At 37.9% G+C, this 6,495-nt stretch carries 7 protein-coding genes; 5 read left to right on the top strand and 2 right to left on the bottom strand.

The annotated features are described in order from the left end of the window. The coding region (locus tag GX756_06875) for a hypothetical protein (GenBank protein ID NLC17581.1) at positions 1-274 on the bottom strand (274 nt) is incomplete at its 3' end. A 291-nt stretch (positions 275-565) separates the two neighbouring features. Between GX756_06875 and GX756_06870 the strand changes: the two genes are divergently transcribed. The 4 genes from GX756_06870 to GX756_06855 all read left to right on the top strand — a co-directional run bounded on the left by GX756_06870 (position 566) and on the right by GX756_06855 (position 3,224). Next, a complete protein-coding gene (locus GX756_06870; protein NLC17580.1) occupies positions 566-1,099 on the top strand; it encodes a hypothetical protein in 534 nt (177 codons plus the stop codon). A 174-nt stretch (positions 1,100-1,273) separates the two neighbouring features. Beyond that, the gene (locus GX756_06865) at positions 1,274-1,531 is read left to right on the top strand and encodes a TIGR03905 family TSCPD domain-containing protein (protein ID NLC17579.1); all 258 of its coding nucleotides are present in this window, start codon (positions 1,274-1,276) and stop codon (positions 1,529-1,531) included. Between the two features lie 148 nt (positions 1,532-1,679). Further along, a complete protein-coding gene (locus GX756_06860) occupies positions 1,680-2,378 on the top strand; it encodes an ABC transporter ATP-binding protein (GenBank protein NLC17578.1) in 699 nt (232 codons plus the stop codon). Between the two features lie 15 nt (positions 2,379-2,393). Next, positions 2,394-3,224: an ABC transporter permease subunit gene (locus tag GX756_06855; GenBank protein ID NLC17577.1), complete on the top strand. Its 831-nt coding sequence runs from the start codon at positions 2,394-2,396 to the stop codon at positions 3,222-3,224. Positions 3,225-3,502: 278 nt separating this feature from the next. Here GX756_06855 and GX756_06850 read toward each other — a convergent pair whose 3' ends face one another. Next, positions 3,503-3,823: a DUF4234 domain-containing protein gene (locus GX756_06850; protein NLC17576.1), complete on the bottom strand. Its 321-nt coding sequence runs from the start codon at positions 3,821-3,823 to the stop codon at positions 3,503-3,505. Between the two features lie 937 nt (positions 3,824-4,760). Between GX756_06850 and GX756_06845 the strand changes: the two genes are divergently transcribed. Beyond that, positions 4,761-6,495 (top strand): LuxR family transcriptional regulator (locus GX756_06845; protein ID NLC17575.1); only part of this gene is annotated, 1,735 nt, incomplete at its 3' end.

Below are 6,495 nucleotides of genomic sequence, written 5' to 3'. Positions count from 1 at the left end.
TTTTTGTATAAGGCAGCAGCTCGGAAGTCGTTATTTGGCAGTCTTTAAAAACATTATATTTGCCCGCAATTTCATCGGCGCTGTCAATATTATAGCTTTTGCGCGTTATTTTTTCTGCTTGCGCCTGCATAAAAGAAACGACGATTATCAAAATGCCAACGACCCTAAATATATTGGCGATAAAGGCAATAAAAACGGCATAGACAGCAAGGGCGATAAAGGGCGCACTAAAATGGGAATATCTAGTTTCTGGAGGCGAAATTTGTTCCAACATCGCGTTATATAAAGGCTATCTTTACTTTTTGGTAGATTTTGACAGAAAAAACGAAGAAGTTAATGGACAAACAGTATCAAGGGAATATTTTATAATTATTTTTGATTTATGCGCGGGGTTTTGAAATTCGCCCCAAAAAACACCAAGCTAATGGCGCGTATAAATTATTTAAAAAATTTTTTATTAAATGACAATCGCTTTAAAAAACTATATCAATTTTTAAATACTTATCATAATATAAAATCCCAAAACAGCAATAATAAACATAAAAAACGGATTTTAAAACAGGTTATGAACAGGAAAAATATAATTCTTGCCTTAATTGCTTGCATGAGCGTAGTTTTGCTGATATTGCCTATGTTCTTGGATGTATGGGCGGTATCGGCAGACGGGAAAACCTTGTATGGATACGGCTTATTTAATAATTTTAACAATATAAGACCGCTCTTTGTTCAGCATAACGGCAAGTTTTACGGGGCTTGGGCAGTCTTGACGCGCATGGTCGCCGTTACCGCCATGTTGGCGGGTTTGGGTTTTGTGCTATTTAGCGTCTTGCAGCTTTTAAGGCCGCGCAAACATTTTTATAATTTTTTGCGCAGGCTTATGTCATATATATTAATGGCTTCTTTTTTGCTGAGCGTTATCTTTGGCATCGCGTTTACTCTATCCAATAATTATTACTATAACTTTTTCAATATAGGTAACGGGTTTATTTCAATGAAAGCCGAAATCGGCTTTTATATGTTGATTGCGGGCGCGTTTTTGTCGGGCGTGTTTGGATTTTTTTCCACCTTGCGAAAAAGTCCAAAAAAAGATTTTTCTTAAATAACGCTTTTTTTATTCTTTAAGGCAAATTTCGTCAAAAACCCTTTGAAGTTCTTTTGGGAACACTAGAAAATTTGGACTAAAAACAGCGCTAAATTTTTTGATATTGACAAAAAACGCTTAGGTGATATAATAATGTAGGAATTTTTTTATTTTATATACGGTGAGAAATAAATGGAGCTTTATCATACAAAAGGCACATGCGCTAGACAAATTATCTTTGATGTTCGTGATAACAAGTTGATTGACCTGAAGTTCGCGGGCGGCTGCAGCGGCAATCTTCAAGGAATCACCAAATTGGTTTTAGGCAAAAATATAGACGACATTATAAATTCTTTAAAAGGCATAATCTGCCGCAACGGAACATCTTGTCCCGACCAATTATGTCAAGCGTTGATTGAATATAAAGAAAAAAATAATAGCATAAAATAATATTTTTTCGACAAAGATTTTGATTAAAATTTAATTAGAATTATTAATTTTTAATTAAGAGTATTATATATTGGTTTTTGTCTTAGACAGGCGCATACCTTTTTGTTATAATGGGTATGTGTTATTTTTTTGTTAAGGAGCAATTTTTATGGGAAAAATAATAGAGATTTTTAATCTCAAGAAATATTACGGCGTCCATATGGGGATTGAGGATGTGTCCTTCAGCGTTGACCAGGGCCAAATTTTTGGCTTTATCGGGCCAAACGGGGCGGGCAAATCCACTACCATTAGAATACTTATGGGCTTGCTTTTTCCCACATCGGGAAGCGCGCGTATTTTTTCTAAGGATGTTACCAAATTTGACGAGCAGATAAAAAGCCGCGTGGGCTATGTTCCCGCCGAGGCGATATTTTACAAAAACTTTAACGCCGCCCAAATTTTTGAGTATTCGGCGAAGTTAAGAGGCTGCGGCATGCAAAGAGTCCGGGAGCTTGTAGAGCTGTTTGAGCTTGATGTCAAAAAGAAGGGCAAAGAGCTGTCTTTTGGCAACGCGAAAAAAGTAAGCATTATATTGGCGCTTATGCATAGCCCTGATTTGCTGGTTATGGACGAGCCTACAAGCGGGCTTGACCCGGTAATGCAGCAAAGATTTTTTGATCTTATAGAAAAAGAAAGGCAGCGCGGCGCGAGCGTGCTGCTGTCCACCCATATACTTAACGATGTCCAAAGAGTTTGCGACCAAGCCGCTATCATCAAAAAAGGCAAGATTGCGGATGTAATCAACGTAAAAGAGTTGTCCAAAGAAAAAGGCAATCTAGAGCAAACATTTTTGCAGTATTATATATAATAGGGGATGTAAGGCATGGAAAATATAAAAAAATCAAATAAATATATAAACCCGTCGTTAATTGCGGGCACTATCAAACAAAGCAAGGTCTTTTTGATTGTATGGACTGTCGTAATATTGGTATTTATTTTGTTAAATTTGGGGACATATTTGATACTGCAAAATATTGACTTAGATGAAGTTCAGCAATTAATATCAAACACCAATATTTTTCAATTTTATGTTTTGGGCTACGACGGCGACACCCTGACATTGGGTTTGGTCTTTAGCTCTATTGTCGCGATGGCGGCTCTTTTGAAAGACGAGAGTAAAAACACGACCGAGTTTTTGTTTTCTCATCCCATTTCCAGAAAAAAGATGTTCCTAACCCAGATGCTTTCGTTCTTGTCAATCTTATTTATTTTCAGCCTTGTGATTATGGGCGCGAGCTTTTTGATGCTTGCGGCGTTTGATAATTTTGACTTTAATTTTAATGTAGGGCAATTTTTTGTTCTTCATGGCGGAATGTTTTTAATGAATCTTATTTTTGGTTTATTGATGTACGGCATAGCGAGTATAAAAAAGGGCAAAAATTATTTTGCCATTAGTATTATGACCTGTATCGTTTTATACTTTGTTTCTATGCTAACGCTGTTTTTGACTGCCACGCTAGCGCCCAAGTTTTCTTGGATAACCAATCTAAACCATCTTTTTATCTTTAATATAATGGACACCAGCAAGCTAGTGGCAGGGGTAGGCAATATAACTTTTAATTGGCAGCCGATAGTAATATGGGCAGTCCCGGCGATAGCTCTAAATATTTGGGGATACTTCAAATATCAAAAGAAAGACCTAAACTGCGCGTAAAAAACTCAAAACCTATTTTATAAAGAATTATCCCTTTTGAGATTTCTCAAAAGGGATTATTAGTTAAAATTTTGCAGATTTTTTATTTTGGTCTATTATGAGCTTCGTCATAAAATGTTTTTACATCGGGTCAAAAACCAATTTTCAAATGATATTCGGGTTTTGGCGCGGGGACAAAACCTTCAAATATTAACTTATCAGTAAAATAATTTTTTGGCGCACCGTCCAAATACGGCGCAATAAGATTTTTTTATGTTTATTTTAATCCTTATTATATCTTATTTTTTTAGGCCGTTGGCTTGATGTTGCATAAGGAAAGGATTCAAAATTGCCACTCCTGGAATAAAACAGAATATCAAATAGATTAAGCTGTGATCGCTTGCGCCTTGTTTGGCAAGTCTTTTGCCAGCCGCATATTGCCAATAAATATTATAAATACCCAATGTGAAAAATGACGCCAAGAAATGGCCAAGGCCGCCAAAGCCTTCCTTAGTGGCTTTTTTGAGTTCAACTTGGAACGCTATGTACCAATAAAGCTGATAAAAGAAAGCGGTAATGACGCTCATGACTATCATGAACAAAATAGATCTTTTTTTCATTTAAAATTAACCCCCTATAGATTTTTAATTTACTGTTAAAAATTCCTTAAAAGAATTCTATAACAATAATATTATTAGTGTAATTATATGTTTTTTTATGTGTAAAATCAATTGTTTTAACGGCTTTTTAATAAAAAAAATAGAATGGTCATCTCAAAAATACAAAAAATTAAAATATTTAATAAATTAAATTAACAATAACACCCTTTTGAGTAATATTTTTTTAATGCAATTAATAAAGCTTTTGACGCGATATCTTCAAGAGGAAAAAAATATAGCTTTTTTTCTATTTGACGAAGGGTCTTTATGTTATCGCGCTTAGCATACATTATATATGGTTTTTTACATGCTGGTTGAATATCAAAAAATAAAAATAAGCTTTAGATATATTTACATAGCTCATATTTTAAGCTTTTTGGCATTTGCGATAAGCTATGCCTTTTATAGAAAAATTGACCTTATCTCAATTATTGTTTTTTTTAATATATCTTGTATTTGTCCTTATAGATATATTAAAACACACAAAAAAACAAAAGCCTCAAAGCTGATATAATAAGTTTTATAGGGTGAATTTATACCGCGCTTTTCCCAAAAGATTTTATCATTTACTATAAATAGATATTAATAAAGCCACGCGCGCCGATAGCGCAGCAGTTTTATCGGCGATTTTAAGTATTTTCTCTTACAAGAATAGCTTTATGGAAAAATTTGCATTTATACAGTCATTGTAATATAATTTTTAAAGGGTTTGCTATCAAATCTTGAGCTTAAACAAAAGAAAAATATGTTTTTGTTAAAGGATAAGGCGGATGAAAGCTATAAAAGTTGAAAGGCAGCGCCTCAATTTGGAACTAATGAACATCTTTGAATACCCTTTTTCCATAATAGAGGCCCCCATCGATATGGTAAAACCACGGCAATAAAGGACTATGCGGCTTTGGCGGAGTGCAACGCATTTTACATCAATTTTCTGTCCGAAAAGAACGTACTTTCTTTCTTTTGGAACTCCTTTTCCAAGGTCATCAAAAACATAGACACGGCGGAAGGTGAAAAACTCAAGAGGCTGGGCTTTCCCGATGACGCGCTCAAGCTCGCCAACATCATGTCCATTCTGGAGGATGTGGAGTTTCCTAAGAGAACGGTAATAATCCTGGACGACTTCCATTTGGTAAAAGAACCCGATATCAACCTGTTTTTAAAGACAGTTGTCTGCTCGGCTTTTAAAGACCTTCACATCGTATTGGTCGCGAGGAATACCGCCAATTTTGACATAACGGAATTTCTCGCAAAGGGGCTTGTCTATATTTTCCCGCAGAAACAGCTCGCATTTACCCTGCCCGAAGTAAGAAAGTTTTGCAAACTCAAAAGGCTGCAGCTTTCAAAAGAGCAGATCGGAGAGATTTACGAGCTGACGGGCGGTTGGGTTTCCCTTGTTTATTTGATGATAATGGGAGCCGAGCATGGGCTTGAAATCAAGCGAAACAACGTAATAATCGACAACATAATCGAGACGGCGCTCTTCAACGTCTACGATGAAAAGGTGAAGCGCTTTTTGGTTAAGCTTTCCATAATGGATATCTTTACGGAAAAACAGGCGCAGCTTGTGACCGGCGAGGAGCATGCGCCCGGCCTCATAAAGAGGCTGGCGCGCGATAACGCCTTTGTTGTGTACGACCACAAGAATGACACATATAAGATTCACAACATAATGCTGGACTTTCTGCGCTCAAGGTTTTCCGATGAGGAGGAAAAGAAGGCTCTCTACAGAAGACTTGGACAATGGTTTCTATCGCAAAACGAATATCTGCAAGCGTATACCAGCCTGTTTTATGGAGGAGATATCGAGACCCTTTTAGGCATCTTTGATGATGACAGCCTGCCGGACTTTGATGACATCGGTTTTGTTATGGCGGACGAACTGTTTTCGGATGCGCCAAAGGAGCTTTTATACAAATATCCCTTTGCCTATTTAAAATACATGGGTTTCCTGCTAAGAAGCGGCGACCCTGAAAAGGCCATGAGGGGCGGCGAGTTGCTTGAGGAGACCTTCGCCCATTTTTCCAACGACGACGCGTTGGATCCCGAATACATGGACCTCATTCTCGCCGAGATATGCGTCAACAGAGTCTTTATGGTGTTCAACGATTTTGAGCAGATGGTATTTCACACTTCAGAAGCGGCAAAGCTGTTTAGGGGAAGGCAGACCAAGATAATGCGACGGGAAGGCGAATATACTTTCGGCTGCCCCCATTTTCTCTATACCTATTATATGGAACCGGGCACGCTCAAGCACACCGCGGATTACGGCGCCAGTGAATTTTCCTTGTTTTCCGACATCGCCAACGGCATCGGCACCGGCAGCGACTATCTCATGCGGGCGGAATACGCTCTTGAGACACGCGACTACGAGGGAGCCGAACGCAACGCCAAAAAGGCAATAATTAAAGCGAGGATGCAGAATCAATACTGCATATCAATAAACGCCGTCTTTGTGCTGTTGCGCCTTTATGTCTTTCAAGGCAAGGTGGAGCATATGCACGAGGTTATGAGGCGCCTGAGGGAGGATGTCAAGAGGGAGAACAATCCCTTGCGGAACATGACGCTTGAGATAATAAGCGGTTATATTTACGCAATACTAGGAAAGGCCTATGACATTCCACAATGGCTGAGAG

Source organism: Clostridiales bacterium (assembly GCA_012512255.1).
Classification (GTDB): Bacteria; Bacillota; Clostridia; order Christensenellales; family DUVY01; genus DUVY01.
The sequence above is the reverse complement of the archived record's forward strand: the minus strand, read 5'-3'. Positions and strand labels throughout refer to the sequence as shown.

Coding starts and splice junctions, on each gene's coding strand:
- GX756_06870 (NLC17580.1), top strand. CDS start 566: ATGAACAGGAAAAATATAATTCTTGCCTTAATTGCTTGCATGAGCGTA.
- GX756_06865 (NLC17579.1), top strand. CDS start 1,274: ATGGAGCTTTATCATACAAAAGGCACATGCGCTAGACAAATTATCTTT.
- GX756_06860 (NLC17578.1), top strand. CDS start 1,680: ATGGGAAAAATAATAGAGATTTTTAATCTCAAGAAATATTACGGCGTC.
- GX756_06855 (NLC17577.1), top strand. CDS start 2,394: ATGGAAAATATAAAAAAATCAAATAAATATATAAACCCGTCGTTAATT.
- GX756_06850 (NLC17576.1), bottom strand. CDS start 3,823: ATGAAAAAAAGATCTATTTTGTTCATGATAGTCATGAGCGTCATTACC.